16 protein-coding genes are annotated in these 15,600 nt (G+C 51.2%); 6 read left to right on the forward strand and 10 right to left on the reverse strand.

Annotated features, from left to right (window positions below; all coding sequences use genetic code 11):
• Nucleotides 1-17: 17 nt before the first annotated feature.
• From KNP95_RS09350 to KNP95_RS09360, 3 genes are all read right to left on the reverse strand, one after another.
• Nucleotides 18-794, reverse strand: coding sequence for a flagellar motor protein MotB (locus KNP95_RS09350; RefSeq protein WP_214755008.1), 777 nt, complete (start codon nt 792-794; stop codon nt 18-20).
• The gene (motA, locus tag KNP95_RS09355; RefSeq protein ID WP_021068127.1) at nt 772-1,554 is read right to left on the reverse strand and encodes a flagellar motor stator protein MotA; all 783 of its coding nucleotides are present in this window, start codon (nt 1,552-1,554) and stop codon (nt 772-774) included. The genes KNP95_RS09350 and motA overlap by 23 nt, the downstream gene beginning before the upstream one ends.
• An 87-nt stretch (nt 1,555-1,641) precedes the next feature.
• A complete protein-coding gene (locus KNP95_RS09360) occupies nt 1,642-1,893 on the reverse strand; it encodes a hypothetical protein (RefSeq protein WP_233005246.1) in 252 nt (83 codons plus the stop codon).
• Nucleotides 1,894-2,034: 141 nt separating this feature from the next.
• Here KNP95_RS09360 and KNP95_RS09365 point away from each other — a divergent pair, with 141 nt between their 5' ends.
• Nucleotides 2,035-3,414 (forward strand): TrkH family potassium uptake protein, encoded by a 1,380-nt coding sequence (locus KNP95_RS09365; protein ID WP_214836777.1) that lies wholly within the window; start codon nt 2,035-2,037, stop codon nt 3,412-3,414.
• Between the two features lie 17 nt (nt 3,415-3,431).
• On the opposite strand, the gene KNP95_RS09370 is transcribed toward KNP95_RS09365, so the two are convergent.
• The gene (locus tag KNP95_RS09370; protein ID WP_214836780.1) at nt 3,432-4,502 is read right to left on the reverse strand and encodes an SDR family oxidoreductase; all 1,071 of its coding nucleotides are present in this window, start codon (nt 4,500-4,502) and stop codon (nt 3,432-3,434) included.
• Nucleotides 4,499-6,673 carry a PAS domain-containing sensor histidine kinase gene (locus KNP95_RS09375; protein WP_214836783.1) on the reverse strand — a complete coding sequence of 725 codons (2,175 nt, stop codon included), beginning with the start codon at nt 6,671-6,673 and terminating at the stop codon, nt 4,499-4,501. Before KNP95_RS09375 ends, KNP95_RS09370 begins: the two co-directional genes overlap by 4 nt.
• Before the next feature lie 134 nt (nt 6,674-6,807).
• On the opposite strand from KNP95_RS09375, the gene KNP95_RS09380 reads away from it, so the two are divergent.
• On the forward strand, nt 6,808-7,293 hold the full coding sequence (locus KNP95_RS09380; RefSeq protein ID WP_021068132.1) for a restriction endonuclease: 486 nt from the start codon (nt 6,808-6,810) through the stop codon (nt 7,291-7,293).
• 216 nt (nt 7,294-7,509) lie between these two features.
• Nucleotides 7,510-7,989: an LURP-one-related family protein gene (locus KNP95_RS09385; RefSeq protein ID WP_021068133.1), complete on the forward strand. Its 480-nt coding sequence runs from the start codon at nt 7,510-7,512 to the stop codon at nt 7,987-7,989.
• Between the two features lie 69 nt (nt 7,990-8,058).
• Here KNP95_RS09385 and KNP95_RS09390 read toward each other — a convergent pair whose 3' ends face one another.
• On the reverse strand, nt 8,059-8,682 hold the full coding sequence (locus KNP95_RS09390; RefSeq protein WP_029596252.1) for a DUF1836 domain-containing protein: 624 nt from the start codon (nt 8,680-8,682) through the stop codon (nt 8,059-8,061).
• A 149-nt stretch (nt 8,683-8,831) separates the two neighbouring features.
• Between KNP95_RS09390 and KNP95_RS09395 the strand changes: the two genes are divergently transcribed.
• Together KNP95_RS09395 and murB are read left to right on the forward strand one after the other, a co-directional pair.
• On the forward strand, nt 8,832-9,482 hold the full coding sequence (locus KNP95_RS09395; protein WP_021068135.1) for a diacylglycerol/polyprenol kinase family protein: 651 nt from the start codon (nt 8,832-8,834) through the stop codon (nt 9,480-9,482).
• A gap of 155 nt (nt 9,483-9,637) precedes the next feature.
• A complete protein-coding gene (gene murB / locus KNP95_RS09400; RefSeq protein ID WP_021068136.1) occupies nt 9,638-10,558 on the forward strand; it encodes a UDP-N-acetylmuramate dehydrogenase in 921 nt (306 codons plus the stop codon).
• A gap of 93 nt (nt 10,559-10,651) precedes the next feature.
• On the opposite strand, the gene ald is transcribed toward murB, so the two are convergent.
• From ald to trhO, 4 genes are all read right to left on the reverse strand, one after another.
• On the reverse strand, nt 10,652-11,782 hold the full coding sequence (ald, locus tag KNP95_RS09405) for an alanine dehydrogenase (protein ID WP_214836785.1): 1,131 nt from the start codon (nt 11,780-11,782) through the stop codon (nt 10,652-10,654).
• Between the two features lie 129 nt (nt 11,783-11,911).
• Complete coding sequence (locus KNP95_RS09410) at nt 11,912-13,135, reverse strand: PucR family transcriptional regulator (RefSeq protein ID WP_034804315.1); 1,224 nt, start codon at nt 13,133-13,135, stop codon at nt 11,912-11,914.
• Between the two features lie 101 nt (nt 13,136-13,236).
• The gene (locus tag KNP95_RS09415; protein WP_029596250.1) at nt 13,237-13,662 is read right to left on the reverse strand and encodes a divergent PAP2 family protein; all 426 of its coding nucleotides are present in this window, start codon (nt 13,660-13,662) and stop codon (nt 13,237-13,239) included.
• A 116-nt stretch (nt 13,663-13,778) separates the two neighbouring features.
• Nucleotides 13,779-14,720: an oxygen-dependent tRNA uridine(34) hydroxylase TrhO gene (gene trhO / locus KNP95_RS09420; protein ID WP_034804313.1), complete on the reverse strand. Its 942-nt coding sequence runs from the start codon at nt 14,718-14,720 to the stop codon at nt 13,779-13,781.
• 224 nt (nt 14,721-14,944) lie between these two features.
• Between trhO and KNP95_RS09425 the strand changes: the two genes are divergently transcribed.
• Nucleotides 14,945-15,589, forward strand: coding sequence for a TVP38/TMEM64 family protein (locus KNP95_RS09425; protein ID WP_214718447.1), 645 nt, complete (start codon nt 14,945-14,947; stop codon nt 15,587-15,589).
• The last annotated feature ends 11 nt before the right edge of the window (nt 15,590-15,600 follow it).

A 15,600-nucleotide genomic window follows, 5' to 3' on the forward strand; every position in this document is an offset into this window, starting at 1 on the left:
CAACAGAGTGGGATTTTTTATGGCAAGACGATTGTTTCGAGCATCTTCGGTGAGCCTTCTGATAAATCGACGAGTGGTTTAATCAACACTTCGACCCGGCGGTTTTTCGAGCGCCCTGCTTCGGTGTCGTTCGTCGCAATCGGTTTGTATTCTCCGTAGCTAGCGAGCGTGAACTGGCTAGGGTTCAAAGCATCGTTTGTCAACAGGCCGCGCATGAAAGCCGTGGCCCGGGCTGAACTGAGTTCCCAGTTCGACGGGAACCGGGCCGTGTTGATCGGGATGTTATCGGTGTGACCCGATACGACAATCTCACGGTTACCGGCTTTTTCCAGGATACCGCTAATCGAGCCGGCCACCGTTCTAGCCTCGGCGTCAAGCGTCGCTTCCCCCATACTGAACAAGGCTCGGTCTTGAATCGTCAAAACGAGACCGCTCGAGTTGATGGTCGCTTCAATCTCTTGTTCGAGCCCGTTCTTTTTGATGTATTGATTGACCTCTTCTTTTAACTCATCCAGTTTGGCGAGCTCATATGTCCGAGGATTCGCCGTCGTATCTGTCTTGTTCGTACGGCTGATGTCACTGTTCGAGGCGGTTGACGCTTGGAACACGCTCGTCCCGCCAGAGAACACTTGGTTAAAGGATTGAGACATTTTCTCGAGCTTCGTCTGGTCGATGTTACTCGAGGCGAACAAGACGATGAAGAGGGCGAGTAAGAGCGTCAATAAATCGGCGTAAGGGATTAACCAACCTTCCGGAATATGTTCCTCATGATCATGCTTCTTTTTGCGCTTCATAGTCGGCTCGCTCCTTTGGAGACAAATACACAGACAATTTATCTTCTAACGTCTTCGGAGACTCCCCACTTTGAATCGAGAGAATTCCTTCAATCATCATCTCTTTGATGATGACCTCGCTCTTCGAATACTGCTTTAATTTATTGGCGAACGGGAACCAGAGGACGTATCCTGTGAAAATCCCGAACAACGTCGCGACGAACGCGGCTGAAATCGCGTGACCGAGCTTTTCGATATCAGACAAATCTTTTAGGGCCGCAATCAAACCGATAACGGCTCCAAGAACGCCGAGTGTCGGCGCGTACGTGCCGGCTTGGGTAAAGATGTCCGAGTTCGCTTTGTGGCGTTGCTCCATGTTCTCGATATCGCGCGACATGACCTCGGCGATATATTCGGATGGTTGGCCGTCGATGACCATCATCATCCCTTGTTTCAAGAACGGCTCTTCAACTTGTTCGAGCGCTGTCTCGAGCGACAGGAGTCCTTCTTTACGCGCTTGCGTCGACAAGTCGACGAACTGTGTCAAAAGCCCGGATTTACTTGGTAACTCCTGCTTTTTGAAGAGAATTCCGAACAACTTCGGTACGTTTTGCAGCTGTTCTTTGGAAACGGCGATACTGACCGCGGCCGCTGTCCCGACAAAAATAATGACGAGTGCTGCCGGGTTGATGAGCGGGGCAATCCCGGCTCCTTTCAATACCATCCCTCCGACGAGGGTGAGGAACCCAAGTATGAGTCCTACTAACGTGACGACATCCATGTCTATGTTTTCCACCTTTCTAAAAAAAATCAGGAGACAAAAAAAGCGAGAGACTTAACTCGTCTCCCGCAAATGCGTTCCCGATGGTTAAGCGCCGTTTTCGTCAATCAGCATTTGGATGCTGATATTTCGTTCTTCACGCTCTATATCGGTTAACACGTCGTATTTTTTTAATAATGCGTACAATTGATTCACAACTTCTTGATCAAGTGACCAATGTAGCAGTTCTTCGAGCTGGAAATAAAGATGGGCGGGCATGCATTGTGACTGACGCTCCAACCTTCGCGAGACATCCGTTAGCGAATGATCTACCGTACTAGGGTCCACGGTTTCATTCAACCTCCTCAACATTCATAAAGTCTATCTCTCATATTACCAAAAAATCTGGCAAACAGTTAGCGATACATTTTTCTAGTTGGCAATTTTATAAGTGAGGAGTAATATGAGCCTTAGAAAACTTGATTTGAAGGAGATAGCGAGATGCGACATCGATTGACCGTACGGGAATTGCGCATAAAACGAATTGAGGCGCTTTACCGGCTCGTGTTTGAAAAGCCGGCCCGTTTTATCGCGACAGGCTTTTTGCTCGCCATTTTTTTAGGGGCGACGTTACTCTATGTGCCGTTCGCACAGACACAGCCCGTGTCCTGGATTGATTGTCTGTTTATCGCGACGTCGGCCGGAACGGTGACCGGATTATCGACAATTGATATTGGGACTTCCTTTAATACGTTCGGTGAGCTCGTCATCGTCGCCTTGATTCAAATCGGCGGTTTAGGTTTTATGACGGTCGCGCTCATGCTGCTTAGTGTGCTCGGAAAGAAAATCGGTTTAAAGCAGCGCATCTTGCTCCAAGAATCACTCAACTTGTCGGGACCCGGCGGCACGGTCCGTCTCGTCCGCAACATCGTCTTCACGACGCTCATCGTCCAGTTTCTCGGCATGTTGTTTTTAACGGTCGAACTGTACAGCACCGGTGAGTATCGCTTTGGTGAGGCGCTGTATTATGGCTTTTTCCACGCGGTCTCAGCGTTTAACAACGCCGGGTTCGCCCTATGGCCGGACAATTTGATGCAGTTCGAGCAGAATACGGCCATTGTGATCACGATTGCTGTGCTGCTCATGATTGGGGGTCTCGGCTTCACGACCATCGCGGATGCGACCGAGGTGAAGCGTTGGAAGCGCCTCGCCCTCCATTCGAAAATCATGATTGCCTCGCTTGCCATCGTCAACGGGATTGCCTGGTTCTCGCTCATGTTGTTTGAGTGGGTATCGAATGAGGGCGGACTGTATGGCCGTCCGTTCGGAGAAGCGATGCACGTCACCTTCTTCCAGGCTGTGACGACACGGACCGCAGGCTTCAATACAATCGACCTCACGACGATGGCGCCGATCTCAATCGGGGTCGTCTTGATTCTCATGTATATCGGTGCTGGAGCCGCTTCCACTGGGTCTGGGATTAAAGTGACGACCGTAGTTGTCATCTTGGCCGATATGTGGGCGTTCATCGTCGGGAAAAAAGAGACGGTCATCCTCGAGCGGACGATTGACGCGTTCCAAATTAAAAAAGCGTACATCGTGGCTATTACGAGTTTCTTCTTCATCTTATTGATTACCGCACTGACTATCTTGACGAACGGTCATATTCCGGCGACAGCACTCTTGTTCGAGACAGTCTCGGCCTTCGGGACGGTCGGGTTATCACTCGGGATCACGGCGGAACTGAACGATGCAGGTAAGAGTTTTATCATGTTCATGATGTTACTCGGTCGTGTCGGTTCGTTGACGATCCTCTTCACGGTCGCACGCCAGATGGACCGGAAGATTCGCTATCCAAAAGAGAAGTTGCTAATCGGATGACACACAAAAAGCCCTAATTAGGGCTTTTTGTGTGTCTCGTAATAGGCAACGACTTTTGGCAGATAGTCCTTTAAATCCGGACAGACGATATCAGTGCCGCTGAGTGCGCGGAGCGTCTGTGTCGTATCGAAATGGACTTGATGCTTAAAGTAGGCGAGTAGCTCACGCGGAACGCCGTAACGTTCCGACAGATGTAGCGCCGAGAATCCGGTCTCCGCGACCGCATGCGGGATGGTCCCGCGTGGAGGGCGACCGAACATCTCTTCGTGAATCATACGGTACACTTCGCGGGCCCCGTGTGGAAACGGATCGGTCAAATGAAACGTCCGCTTCAAACCGACCGGAGCGTGAGCGAGATAAGCGGTCGCCTCGACGACGTAATCATAAGGAACGAGGTTTACTTCGATATTCTGTCGTCCAATGTAAGGCAGCGGGGCAGCTTGACGAAGTTGGTCCATTAACTTTAAGACGAAATAGACCCCGTCAAACTTCTTCGTCTCGCCGGTCTCGCTATGGCCAATGACGATGCCCGGACGGATGATGGTCACCGGCATCGAGCCGAGCTCGCGCGAGACGATGGCCTCGGCCTCATACTTCGTCGCCTCGTAATGGTTTTTAAAACGAGCGCGGTGCCATAACTCGTTCTCATAAACGGTCCCTTGACGGCGTCCAGACACATAGGCGGTGCTGAAGTAGACGTACCGCTTTAAATAGGGTGCCCGTTTCGCCAATGAGGTGATGTGTTTCGTCCCGAGCAAGTTGATGCGATATCCGACATCATAAGGGATGCTCAAATCGTAAGCGGCTGCCAAATGGAACACGTAATTCACTTCACGCTCGATGACGGAGCGCATGATTGGATCAAGCACGACTTCAGGTAGCGTGATATCGGCCTCGACGAGCACGAGCTGATTATCTTGTAACGACGTCGCTTCCAACAGCTCCTGTTTTAAAGCATGTGCGCCGGAACGTTCGGTCGGGAGGTGGAGTGCGTAAATCGTCCCAATCTGATTCGGCAATGACGCGAGGTGCGTAATCATCTTTCCGGCTAAAAAGCCGGGGAAACCGGTGAAAGCGTAATGGTTCATAGTGTCTCCTCCGCTAAGTCCAACGTGAACGTGAATGTCGAGCCAACGCCAACGCTCGATTCGACCTCGATACTTCCGCCGTGCGATTCGATGATTTCCTTACAAATGGATAGCCCGAGACCCGTCCCGCCGATTTGGCGTGTATCCGAGTTGTCGACGCGATAAAACTTCTTGAACAGCTCTTCGAACGCATGCTCCGGAATCCCGATGCCAAAGTCTTGAATCGAGACGTGGGCTTGATTTCGTTCTTTGCGCACCCGCACCTCGATTTCGTGATGGTTCGGCGAATATTTGATGGCGTTCGATAGCAGGTTGATGATGACCTGCTCGATGCGGTCCTGATCGGCGATGAGGTGGAGCACTTCATCGGCGTCATCAAAATGGATCGAATGGTTGCTCGTCTCGCGGAAGCGTTCGACGACGTCACGGACGAGTTCGTTCAAGACGAAATGGTCTTTCTTATACTCTTGATTGCCGTCTTCCATGCGCTGAATGTCGAGAAAGTCGTTCAACAGGTCAGTCAAACGCTTCGCTTCTTTCGCCATCGTCTTTAAGTAACGCTCGCGTTTCTCGGGATTCAAGTCGCGGCTAAGCATCAGCTCGATATATCCCGACAGCGACGAGAGCGGGGTGCGAAGTTCGTGTGAGACGGTGCTGACCAGTTCGTTTTTGATTTGGTCCATCCGCTCTTCCTCGGTCCGGTTGCGGAACACGAATAAGAAGCCGCTGTCCATTCCGATTTGGCGTTTTGTATCCATACCGGTCCCGTACATCTCGTAATACTGTTCATCCCGGTCGTTCGGTTGCGGGATGGAGAAACGCATCGACACTTCGCGGGCCGACCCGTCGAGTAATAAGTCGATTTTTTTCAACATCTCAGTGCGGTCGCGCGTACGGAACGTCGACAGGAGCGGAATCCGCTCTTGCATCTTGTTCGGGGCGATTCCTGGCAAATCGAGCAGGCGACGGGCGTGCACGTTCATGAACAGGACGCTTCCATTCGATTCGGTCAAGACGAACGCTTCATTGGAGGCCTGTAAAATCGATTGGATGATATCTCGTTGCCGGGCGATGGCATTCTTCTCCCGCTCGAGCATCCGCTCGACTTTCTTCCGATCGCTAATGTCGCGCATGACGGCGACCCGGAGCGTCTGGCCTTGGAACGTCACTTCTTTCGGATACACTTCCATCTCGAGAAACGTCCCGTCCTCACGACGGCCGATGACCTCGTAAGGTGTCTGGATATGGTTCCGGATCCGGCGCAACACGTCGGCCCGATAGCCTTCAGCGATAAATTCAATCGTTTGGCGACCGACCATCTGTTCGGCCGGAATTCGGAAAATCGATTCGGCCGCCTTGTTCGCGTCTAAGATGGTCCCACCTTCGTGAAACAGCACGGCTTCGATAACTGATTCGGCGAACATGCGATACCGTTGTTCTTTGTGTAGCAATTCGCCTTTCAAGGCGATTTCGGGACTGACATCGAACACGAAAAAGAAGAAGCCGATGACGCGAGCTTGTTCGTACACCGGATGCATGAACAGCTTTCCAACGAAATGGGTCCGGTCTTTTCGTTGGAACTTCCATTCACGGTCGCCGCGGTCTAACGCCACACGCAGCATCTGTTCGAATGACAACAATCGCTCAGTCTCGTCTTGATAATGGGTCCGCTTCTCGCTCAGCTCGCGCGACTCGAATAGACCGAACGGGGTCATTTCGTAAAGTACTTCATGCGGATCGTAACCGAACAGCTCGGTCGCCCCTTTATTGAAGCGATTGATTAACAGATTTGCATCGGTCATAACCATCGCCATGTCGAGTTCGGTGTGCATCATCGCTTCGAACGCGTTATGTTGGACCGTCACGCGCGTATCGAGCGGGAGAGGTTCAATCGATAAGATATAGACGTCACCGTTCGGGATAGCGTGGATGCGGATTGTCGGCATCTCGTACGTCCAAGGCAAGCCTTGCTCCATTCGTCTCGATAGCTCCATCGTAATCGGTGATTGGTTGACCATATGAAAGATGTTTGTTCTCGTTTGTAAGTCTTCAGGGAATTGCTCTAAAAATGGCCGGTTCGCTTGGACGATTGTCCCGTCCGTCATGATTAACGCTACACCGTAAGGCAAGGCGTGCAGCAATTCGTTTTGGAGATGTCCTCGGTTCTCCATTAACGATGATCCCTCCTTCTGTATGTCACACGGGTACATCTTCAATACATTCGACAGCTCCCCCTTTGTTTTCCTGCCTCCAAACGGTAAAGTGAAGACAAGAACAGATAGAGAGGACGATAGATGTGAAGGGAATGGGGCTCAGCTTGTTGATCGCCATCGGATTATGGTGGGGAGATGCGCCGATATGGAGTATCGTCGCGTGTTTAGGAATCGGCCTGCTCTGGCTCATCTGGCGCATGCGTCTGTCGACGATTCACCGCATCGATCGGATGGACGGTCGTGAATTTGAATTGTTTTTAGAAGAAGTGTTCACCGCACTTGGTTACACGGTGACGGTGACGCCGGCGTCGCGTGACTTCGGGGCGGACCTGCTCCTTGAAGCGGAGGACGGATGGTCAATCGCGGTCCAAGCGAAACGTTATGAAAAAGCGGTCGGGCTTGAGGCAGTCCAACAAGTCGCAGCCTCCGTTCCATACTATGGGGTGAACGAAGGTTGGGTCGTGACGAACTCCTCTTATACCGATAGTGCATACGAATTGGCGGAGCCAAATCAAGTTCGTTTGATTGCAAGAACGGAGCTCGAAGAGATGTTGAAACAGGCCGGTTTCAAGCGATAATATCAGGCGTGTTCACAAGTTTGACAGAATGGCGGATTGTGTCGAAGAAAAAGGGGTTGTCTTTTTCACGAATAGGTGCAATAATCATCTTCGTCATATGAAATATGTAGTCGCTGAAACGAGAAAAAGCGACGCACAGTACCAATTTGGGGTTTCATAGAAATACCAACCAAACACACACAAATCAACGGTTGGAACGTATTAGGAGGAAAAGCGGTGCGCAAATTAATTTATGTAAAAGGTTGCGTCTTTACGCAAGGCGAAGCGACCATTTATGACGAGACAAATGATGCGATCGGATCTGTTCACCGCGACGCGGAGGGCAGTGTTCAAGTGCACAACTTGTCAGGCCGTCAAATCGCTCACGGGAAGTATATCCCGAACTGTCAGAAGTGGGTCGTCATGAACCACGACGGACAAGCGATCGGTCAGTTGAAGGACAAATTCTCGTTATTCGGGAAAAAGTGTGAGTACAACGTCTACGAACGCGGTCTCTATACGATTCAATACGATGTCGAGCGTTACAAGTTCAGCGTTCGAGACAAAGCAGGTAAGCTTGTGGCGGAACTCCGCAAACAAGACGATGATTGCTTCTGCCTGACGAAAGAGGCCGACCAACTCTCGATGTTCGAGTTGTTGTCTGTCCTTAAAACGTTGACAGTCAAATCACGGATGCCAATCGCGGTATCGGTGTAACCAATATGACGAACACCAGTCACTGCGACTGGTGTTTTTTTTCTAAAAAAAAGCCTCATTCGACGAAAATCAAATGAAGCGGTTCAAATAGTGTTTTGCCTCGATCTCGAGTGTCGTCACGCGATGGGCGTATAGACAGAGTTTGAGGACGTGCAAGATGTTCGGGTGGGTGACCCCCATCTTTTCAATCGAGCGCTTCGCACGCGTGTCGAGGAGCTCGATCGGGCTCGTCGACTTGGCGTACTCGGCATAGAGACGATAAAAGTCAATGGGCGAGATGAGGTCGTCCTCGTCGCGGTCAGGATTGTTGAAGATGAGTGCGAGGAGAGAACTCGTCTCTTCAAGTGAGAACAAGTGCTTCAAATCATCCAGCAAATAAATGATAGCCGCTTGTTGGAGCGAGTATTTCTTTCCGACCCGGGGGACCCCGATGATTTTGCGGACTTCTCGCTTCGTCCAGTTTTGAATCGTGGTCGCGGATAAATGCTCTCCGGTCAACGTGTTCGCCAAAGCGACGATTTGATTGATTGACAGTCCGTTCTTTTCAATATGAAACAAGTGGATTTTGCGAAGCTCTTTCGGGAAATGCTCGCGCACGTCCTCGGGAAAGAGCGAGATGGCCCGGTCAACGTCGCCAACCCGCATATAGTGAAGGCAATCAGCCAAAGTTTGAATCGAAATTGCGTCGCGCATACAGGCATCCTTTCTATAGCCGCCTTCGTTCGTTGGCTATACAGTCATTTGACCTCATTCTACCAAATGTTTGAAAAGGAAGCTAGGCTATCGCTCGATTAAGGTATAATGAAAACGTACAAAAAAATGTAGATAAAGGTGGTTCATCGATGAATGAATGGGTCAGTTCCATCCTGTCCATCGTCATTGTCCTGGTGTTTCTCGTCGGTCTTGAACAGATTGGCAAACGCCTCGGCTGGACGGATGAGACAATTCGTAAAAGTGTACATATCGCGGTCGGCCATTGGTCGCTGCTTGCAGTTTGGTTAATGGAAACTTGGTACGTCGCCGCCGTGCCGCTCGTCTTTTTCACGTTCGCGAACGCGTTCCTTCTTTATAAGAGTCCGTCACCGGTTCATCAGACGGAACGTAAATCGCTCGGCACCGTCTATTATCCGATCGCCTTGCTTGTCATCCTGTTCTTCTTCTTTGAATCAGAGCCGCTCGCCTTTTTGGCAGGATCGCTCGTCTTGGCTTGGGGCGATGGCCTGGCCGCGCTCATTGGTCGGAAGTACGGGACAGTGACCTATGATTTATACGGACAGAAGCGCTCGTTCCAAGGTAGCATGGCCATGTTCCTCAGCTCGTATGCCGTCCTCTTTTTATTATTTTTGTGGGATGATATTCCACTTTGGCAAGTGGTAACATATGGATTCATTATTTCAATCGTTGCCACACTCACAGAAGCAATTTCGTATCGAGATTGGGATAACTTTACAATTCCTATCGTCGTGGCCGTTGCTACATCATTATTGTTATAAATCAATTCCTTCATTGTAAAGAAAACGTTGCTTGTCACCCCTGTCAAAGATTTGTATACTGTGTTTCGTACTGAAATCATTCAGTGACGTGCCTGCCTCTCTCTTGACGAACCGAGGCATGCTTTAAAATTGAACGTAAAGGATTGAGGCAACGCATGAGCTTTTTAAATCAACTACTCACTATCATTCCGGCCGATCGCGTGAAGCAAGATGAGCCGCTGTCGGCACACACGTATACAAAATTAGGTGGGCAGGCCGATTATTTCGTGGCCCCGCACACGTATGAAGAAGTTCAAGCCGTGCTTGAGCTCGCCCATCGCGAGAGCGTCCCATTCATGATTCTCGGGTTCGGGTCGAACTTGATTGTCCGTGACGGAGGCCTTCGTGGCATCGTCTTAAACTTGAACGAACTGAAAACGATTCGTCGAGACGGGAATCAACTGATCGCCCAAGCCGGTGCGGCCATCATCGACGTCTCACGTCAAGCGTTGACCGAAGAGTTATCTGGCTTAGAATTCGCCTGTGGCATCCCGGGAACGGTCGGTGGCGCGGTGTATATGAACGCAGGCGCCTACGGTGGAGAAACGAAAGACGTCATCACGAGTGCGGTCGTGTTGTCGCCTGAAGGGCAGCTCATGACACTTACGAAAGACGAGCTCGATCTCGACTACCGGACGAGCCGGATTTCGAAAGACGGGTTGATTGTGCTCGAAGCGACGTTTGAACTCGAGCCGCTCGGCTATGAAGCGATCAAAGACGTCATGGACGACTTGACGTACAAGCGCGAGTCGAAGCAACCGCTCGAGTATCCATCATGCGGTAGCGTCTTCAAACGACCACCGGGCTACTTCGCCGGCAAATTGATTCAAGACTGTGGCCTGCAAGGGAAGCGGATCGGTGGAGCGGAAGTCTCACTCAAACATGCCGGATTCATCGTCAATATCGATGAAGCGACAGCGACTGAGTACATCTCGCTCATCCGTCACGTCCAGGCGACGGTAAAGGAGAAGTTCGAGATTGAGCTTGAACCAGAAGTGAAAATCATCGGTGAGGACATCGCCGTCGAGAACGCATAAGCATGAAAACGCTCGAACCGATTGGTTCGAGCGTTTTTGAATGGGACGAGGACAACAAAAAAGCCGCCAGCAACAATGCCGACGGCTTTACGTTTACGCTTGTAGTTGCTTCGTGATGGCTTCGGCTGGAGCGACAAACGTGTAGCCGAGGTCGCGGGCGACGGCTTCATACGTGATCGTCCCGTCGATGACGTTCAATCCTTTAAGCAAGGCTGCGTTCTCGCGGAGTGCTGGGAAAATCCCTTTTTGTGCGCACTCGACGATATACGGCATCGTCGCGTTCGTCAAACCGAGTGTCGACGTGCGTGGGACGGCACCTGGCATGTTGGCGACGGCATAGTGTTGAACCCCGTAACGCTCGTACGTCGGCGCGTCATGCGTCGTGATATGGTCGATGGTTTCGCAGATTCCGCCTTGGTCGATGGCGACATCAACGATGACCGAACCGGGTGACATCTGTTGGACCATTTCTTTCGTGACGAGCTTCGGTGCTTTCGCGCCTGGAATGAGGACGGCACCGATGACAAGGTCACTTTCAGCGACTTGTTTGGCGATGTTATAGCTGTTTGAGATGAGTGTGTTGATTGTGTTGCCGAACTGATCATCGATTTGGCGCAGGCGAGCCGGGCTGATATCCATAATCGTGACGTTGGCACCAAGACCAATCGCGATGCGGGCGGCATTCATCCCGACGACACCGCCCCCGATGACGGTGACGTTCGCACGTGGTACGCCTGGCAGGCCAGACAAGAGAATCCCTTTTCCACCGTGCGGTTTTTCAAGGATTTGGGCGCCGATTTGAGCAGCCATCCGTCCGGCCACTTCGCTCATCGGTGTGAGGAGCGGCAATGTGCGGTCGATCTCGACCGTCTCATAGGCGATAGCCGTCACACCAGAATCGACGAGTGCTTTCGTGAGTTCTGGTTCGGCCGCCAAATGCAAGTAAGTGAAGAGGGTCAAGTCAGGACGGAAATAACGATATTCCGATGGTTGCGGTTCCTTTACTTTCAACGCCAATTCCACGTTTACCCAAACGTCCGCGGCTGTGTCGACGATGGTTGCCCCCGCATCGACATACTCCATATTTGTGAAGCCGCTACCGACGCCCGCTTCCGTCTCGACGAGGACCTCGTGTCCAAGTTCAGTTAATACGGCTGCACCCATCGGCGTCAAGGCGACGCGGTTTTCGTTGTTTTTAATCTCTTTCAATACCCCGATTTTCATGTAAAGTTCCCCTTTCTCTACTGACACAATTTGTTCACACCTTTAGTATAGACCCATCCGAAAACGCTGTCTTTAGCATGGATTCTAAAAGTGATAACGCCCACTTTGTGAAAAAACACAAAGTAGGCGTCAATCGTCTTGGCGGTATTGACCGGCCTTAATGGCGAGATAAACGGCGGCCCGTTCAGGGAGCGAGACTTGTGTGATGTTCGTCAGTTCTTCAATCCGCCGAATCCGGTAGAGCACGGTGTTCGGATGGATGTGAAGATGAGCGGCGACACGCTTGACGTTCCCATCAAAATAGAAATACCATTCGAGCGTCGTGACGAGCTCGGTATGATGCGTGACGTCATACGCCTGTAGGCGCTCGATGGTCGGATGCGTCTCGAGACGAAGCCCGATGCGTCGGGCCAAATCGGGAACGAGCTGATAAATTCCGATCTGTTCGAACGTGCGCGATGTCGCAAGCTCATACGGGAACTTTCGGCGAAGCGACGTAACGCGTCGTGCTTCTTCCATCGCCGCATAGAGCATATCGCTCTCAAAAAAGCGTCGACTGATGCCAAGACGCGGCTCCGCTTCAATGAACTTGTCTCGGAGCTGACTTTCAAAACGGTCAGCCCACTGTAAGAGCGCCGCTTCTTCCTCGGCCAAGTCCGATTTCATATAATGCCAGACGAGTAGTTGCTGGCCATCGATAGCGTGCAGGACGACTTCAATCGCTTGCTGGGTCGCTAATACATAAAACAGTCGTTCCGCCAGTTGTGGGGTGACCGGCTGGGCACATTCAATCACGGTGAGGCGGCTGGCGACGGCAATCGGTGCGAGCTCATTCAAGCGGTCGCGGTGGGGTGGCGATAAGACGGGAGTGGCCAGCACTTCTAAAAAGAAGCGTTCCAATTCGGCATCGATGCGCCGCTCGTGCATCGCGATGGTCATCAGTAGCTTTTTGGCGATGTTCGCTCCTTCTTGTAGGACGGTGAGTTCTTGTTCCGAGAACGGCGTCGTTCGGGCCAGACTCCAAATGTAACCGAGCACGTCACCTTGTTGTTTGATGACGACGGCTGCTCGTTCGCCTAGTCCGACAGCCATTCGAGCAGGGATGACGACCGGTTCGTCACGGTCAATCACTTCTTGAAGGATTCCACTTTCCCATAAGTCCTCGATGACCGCCTCCGGGACACGGCGGCCGATAATCGTCGCGATACGTGCCGGATCGGTCGAGTCGGGATGGGTGCTATAGGCCAGTAACTGATGGTGTCGGTTTTCAATCGTGATGGGGGCCCGAATCGCTTGTCCGATTGCTTCGGCGAGCGTATCGAGCGACTCATAAGATTTCTGCAAAAAAGGCATGTCGATTCCTCCTCTCTTTCACTATACCGTCTCTGTTGTGAAAGTTCACAAAAAGATGGTGAGTTTTTAGAAGGAGGAACGACATGCCTGCATCATTCACATTAAATTGGGAAAAACAGTCCGACCACGAGACCGAGCAAGGCACCGACGATGACTTGGAACGGGGTATGACCGACCAGTTCATTTAAGATGGGCGTCTCGTGCTTGATTCCTTTGAAGTAGTCGTTTAACAAGCGGGCCTGGAATCCGACCGCCTGACGCACACCGGTCGCATCGTACATGACGATTGTCGCAAAAATCAAGGCGAGCGCGAACATGCTGGAATCGAGCCCTTCGATTCGACCGATGACGGTCGCTAAGGCGACGACGGTCGAAGAGTGGGAACTTGGCATCCCACCCGAGGCAAACATGATTTCTAATTCAAAGTCTCGTGTTTTAATGAGTTCGGTTACGAGCTTAGCTGCTTGTGCGATGAACCAAGCGAGCAAGGCGGCGAGTAAAGGTTCGTTAAAGAGCAATCGATTCACTTCCTGTCTGACAATGGTATCTACACTATACCCGATTCTGTCATCGGCTAGACGTAAAGTTTCTGTCAAAAAAGCACCCCGAGCGTAGGCTCGAAGTGCTTTCTGGTCGATTTTTGTTACCCGACGACGCCTTCAGTCTCCTGAAGTTTGTCCGCGATATTCTCGATGATATAGCGGTTGCGTGGATGCTCCTGGCACTCTTTCGAGCATGAACGCATTTGTTTTGGTTCACACTCTTCACAACAGAAGTGTTGGGCATTACACACCGGGTTGGCACAATTAACGTAGCGGACCGTCTTCGTTCCGCAGTGCATGCACTCCGAAACAACGGACGGGTTGACCGTGTTGACCGGGACGTTGATGCGCTCGTCAAAGACGTAAAGCTCACCTTCCCAGTCCTCGCCTTTCGTGGCTTCGTCTTTGCCGTACATGGCGACGCCGCCTTTAAGGTGGAAAATGTTGTCGTGACCTTGGTCACGCATATATGCGGTAAATTTCTCGCAACGGACGCCTCCGGTACAGTACGTGAGTAACGTTTTCCCTTCGTAGAGGTCCTTGTTTTCTTCGAGCCAATCTGGCATGTAACGAGAAGCCTCTACATCGATTTTGATCGCGTTTTTAAAGTGACCAAGATCGTACTCGTAGTTGTTACGAACGTCGAGGATGACGACATCGTCGCGATTCATCATCTCTTTCCATTCTGCCGGTTCGAGGTATGCACCGTGCTGTTTAGGCACGTCGAACTCACCATCAAAGCGCCACGTCACAAGCTCTTTCTTATGACGGACAAAAATTTTCGAGAACGCATGCTCTTCGACTTCATCGATTTTGAACTCGATGTCGCTGAATAGCGGGTTCGCTTTCAAGTCGTTCATGTATTGCTCGGTCTGTTCCCAAGTCCCAGAGCACGTCCCGTTGATTCCTTCGGAAGAAATCAAGATGCGTCCTTTGATGCCGAGATCCTTGCAATACTTGAGGTGCTCTTGTGTGAGCGTTTCTGGGTCTTCGATATTGACGTACTTATAGTACAGCAAGACCCGCATTGGTTTTGTTTCCATGTGTGTTACTCCCCTGTGTTCAGTTTTTTGCAGGAAAACGAACGTTGGGTTGTGTCGTTCGACGAACGGACTTGCCTGCAACCACAAGTCCATATTATATGATAGATATCACAGCTGAATTTCGCAAATACTTTTTATTTTTTTACGGCGGTGGGCAGGGGGATGCGTCTTCCTGAGCGAAATCGGGTAAAAAGGAATAACGAAAGTTGAAGGTGGAAACTGACATGCTGACATCACTCCAACAATATATTTTAAACTTGATTGAATGGCTACAAGGACTTCCGGGCGGACCTTGGGCAGGACTCGGGGCACCGTTCCTGGAGGCGATCTTTCCATTTCTCCCACTCGTCCTCATCATCTCGGCGAACGCAGCGACATATGGATTTTTGCTTGGGACGTTACTGTCTTGGATCGGGAGTTTGCTCGGAACAATTCTTGTGTTTGTAGCTGTTCGCTACGTGTTCCGAAAGCCGATGACGCGGTGGCTCGAGAGACATAAGCAAGGCGTCTATTGGCTCGAACGCATCAAGCACATGAGTCCGGTCTCACTCGGGTTTCTGTACTCGCTCCCGTTTATTCCGGTCAGCTTGATCACATACTTACTCGCGCTCATTCAAATGCCGCTCCGTACGTTCATCATGGCGGCCGGGTTCGGCAAGTTGCTCGTCGTCTTGATTTTCTCTGTCATTGGCGACCAGTGGGAAGAGTTTATCCAAAGCCCGTTCCGATTATCGATGCTCGTCTTATTACTGATTGTCCTATGGGCCATCAGCCGTGGACTCGAAGAACTGCTTAAACGGCGTGCCTTCAGAAAACGGAACGAGCAGCTGAAGCGTGAACTTGAAGCGAAACGACAAACGACCTTGTGAAGCGACTGCTT

This window comes from Exiguobacterium sp. s36 (assembly GCF_018618345.1).
In the GTDB taxonomy this organism is placed as follows: Bacteria; Bacillota; Bacilli; order Exiguobacteriales; family Exiguobacteriaceae; genus Exiguobacterium; species Exiguobacterium chiriqhucha.

Coding starts and splice junctions, on each gene's coding strand:
- KNP95_RS09395 (WP_021068135.1), top strand. CDS start 8,832: ATGAATGAATGGGTCAGTTCCATCCTGTCCATCGTCATTGTCCTGGTG.
- trhO (WP_034804313.1), bottom strand. CDS start 14,720: ATGGAAACAAAACCAATGCGGGTCTTGCTGTACTATAAGTACGTCAAT.
- ald (WP_214836785.1), bottom strand. CDS start 11,782: ATGAAAATCGGGGTATTGAAAGAGATTAAAAACAACGAAAACCGCGTC.
- KNP95_RS09380 (WP_021068132.1), top strand. CDS start 6,808: ATGGGGCTCAGCTTGTTGATCGCCATCGGATTATGGTGGGGAGATGCG.
- motA (WP_021068127.1), bottom strand. CDS start 1,554: ATGGATGTCGTCACGTTAGTAGGACTCATACTTGGGTTCCTCACCCTC.
- KNP95_RS09375 (WP_214836783.1), bottom strand. CDS start 6,673: ATGGAGAACCGAGGACATCTCCAAAACGAATTGCTGCACGCCTTGCCT.
- KNP95_RS09365 (WP_214836777.1), top strand. CDS start 2,035: ATGCGACATCGATTGACCGTACGGGAATTGCGCATAAAACGAATTGAG.
- murB (WP_021068136.1), top strand. CDS start 9,638: ATGAGCTTTTTAAATCAACTACTCACTATCATTCCGGCCGATCGCGTG.
- KNP95_RS09370 (WP_214836780.1), bottom strand. CDS start 4,502: ATGAACCATTACGCTTTCACCGGTTTCCCCGGCTTTTTAGCCGGAAAG.
- KNP95_RS09425 (WP_214718447.1), top strand. CDS start 14,945: ATGCTGACATCACTCCAACAATATATTTTAAACTTGATTGAATGGCTA.
- KNP95_RS09350 (WP_214755008.1), bottom strand. CDS start 794: ATGAAGCGCAAAAAGAAGCATGATCATGAGGAACATATTCCGGAAGGT.
- KNP95_RS09410 (WP_034804315.1), bottom strand. CDS start 13,135: ATGCCTTTTTTGCAGAAATCTTATGAGTCGCTCGATACGCTCGCCGAA.
- KNP95_RS09390 (WP_029596252.1), bottom strand. CDS start 8,682: ATGCGCGACGCAATTTCGATTCAAACTTTGGCTGATTGCCTTCACTAT.